Source organism: Natronobacillus azotifigens, from assembly GCF_026805325.1.
Taxonomy (GTDB): Bacteria; Bacillota; Bacilli; order Bacillales; family Amphibacillaceae; genus Natronobacillus; species Natronobacillus azotifigens.
Map to the genome: position 1 here is coordinate 1 of NZ_JAPRAT010000061.1, position 1,727 is coordinate 1,727.

Consider the following 1,727-nt stretch of genomic DNA (forward strand, 5'->3'; position numbering starts at 1 on the left):
CTTATGCAGCACAATGGAGAATTTTCTAATAAAATCTGATATAATAAAAAAGAAGGGGATCTTCCCTTCTTTTTTTACTATCAGCAATTAACTAATTCTAATTGATAGAGAGAGTGATATTATGTTTCGCTGGCTATTTTTACTGATCTTGATTGTACCTGCACTAGAAATCGGTGTGTTTATTTGGGCAGGAGGAAAAATTGGTGGTCTTTCGGTAATAGGATTAATTATACTGACAGGACTTTTTGGTGCTACATTAGCAAAACAACAAGGTACAGAAACATTAAGGCGCGCGCAAACAAATATGAATACAGGACAACTCCCCGCTGAAGAAATATTTGATGGTATCTGTATTTTAATTGGCGCAATTGTGCTTCTGACTCCTGGTTTTATTACTGATATTTTTGGTTTTTTATTATTGCTTCCTGTAACTAGGAATCCGCTAAAGGTATGGTTAAAAGCAATTGTTCAACAAATGATTAATAAAGGTTCGGTAACCATTTATCGTCGATAATAACCTAAGATTAGTTATACTCTCCGGTTACAATGTAATGCCATAGTTGACGGGGTAGATCTGTAGCTTGTATTGCTTGTAAGACAATGACAAACCCTGGAGTGAGGAGTACCCCGAATATACCGAAAATTTGAAAAGAGCCAAAAGCAATCATTAATACTACTAACGGATGCACCCCCATTTGTTCAGCCATAATTTTCGGTTCCATTATTTGACGTTGGATAATAATAACTCCGTACAAGATCGCCAATTGAATCGTTAGTGCATAATTTCCGCTCAAAAATAAATAAATCAGCCATGGAACAAAACATAGACCTGTCCCCAAAAGTGGAATTAAGTCTACCAAGCTAATTAAAAGTGCCAAAATAAACGGATGTTCAACCCGTATAATAAATAATCCAAATGCCAATGTGATCAAAGAGAATCCAGATAAAATTAATTGTGCTTTCACATAGCGAAAGAATGTCTTTTTCAATTGTAAATATAGACTAGAGAGACCTTCTCGTCCTTTTTGAGGGAATATTTTGACATACTTGTGTTGCAATTCGTTCCAGTCTTTACTAAAGAAGAAAGTTCCTAATAGAATAAAAATAATAACAGATAACATATTTGGTATAGCTAATAAAATATTTGTTAATTTAATAAAAAAAACTTCTAAAAGCCCACTACCGAATTCTGCTAAGCGGTTCAATAAATGATGAATTTGTTCAATAATCGTTGTTTGTTGATCTAATCGCAAGCGGTCAAACATTCCGGAAATCCGTTCATAAAAAGGCATAAGAGCCGTATCGATCCAATTATTTAATAACTCAAATAATTCTCTGAAGTACCCTGGTACATATGTATTTAAATAATGAATAGCTTGAACCGTTTCTACCATGCTTATACTAATGAGCAAAGTTAACAACAGAAAGAATGTTAATAGAGCGAGACAAGTAGCAATTGTGCGAGATAAATGGAGTTTATTTGTGCATAATGAGATAATAGGATTTAATAACCATGCAAATAGAAGTGCAATAACAAACGGATACAAATAAGTGAAAATGTAATAGAAACTGAACAAGATCAAACAGCTAACCACGATTAGCAAGAAGAAACGAAACATTTGCTTTCCCAATCTATTTTGCGTAATGATCACCTCCCTACCTTATTTATGTATTCGGACAAACTGTAAATTAGACATAACTATGACTAATTTTTATAAATAATTGTG

General features: G+C 33.4%; 2 protein-coding genes. One reads left to right on the forward strand and one right to left on the reverse strand.

Annotated features, from left to right (window positions below; all coding sequences use genetic code 11):
• Positions 1-121 precede the first annotated feature (121 nt).
• Entirely contained in the window at positions 122-514 is a 393-nt protein-coding gene (locus tag OWO01_RS15835; RefSeq protein ID WP_268781443.1) for an FxsA family protein, read from the forward strand.
• 10 nt (positions 515-524) lie between these two features.
• Here OWO01_RS15835 and ytvI read toward each other — a convergent pair whose 3' ends face one another.
• Entirely contained in the window at positions 525-1,652 is a 1,128-nt protein-coding gene (ytvI, locus tag OWO01_RS15840) for a sporulation integral membrane protein YtvI (protein ID WP_268781444.1), read from the reverse strand.
• Between the last annotated feature and the right edge of the window lie 75 nt (positions 1,653-1,727).

Coding starts and splice junctions, on each gene's coding strand:
- OWO01_RS15835 (WP_268781443.1), top strand. CDS start 122: ATGTTTCGCTGGCTATTTTTACTGATCTTGATTGTACCTGCACTAGAA.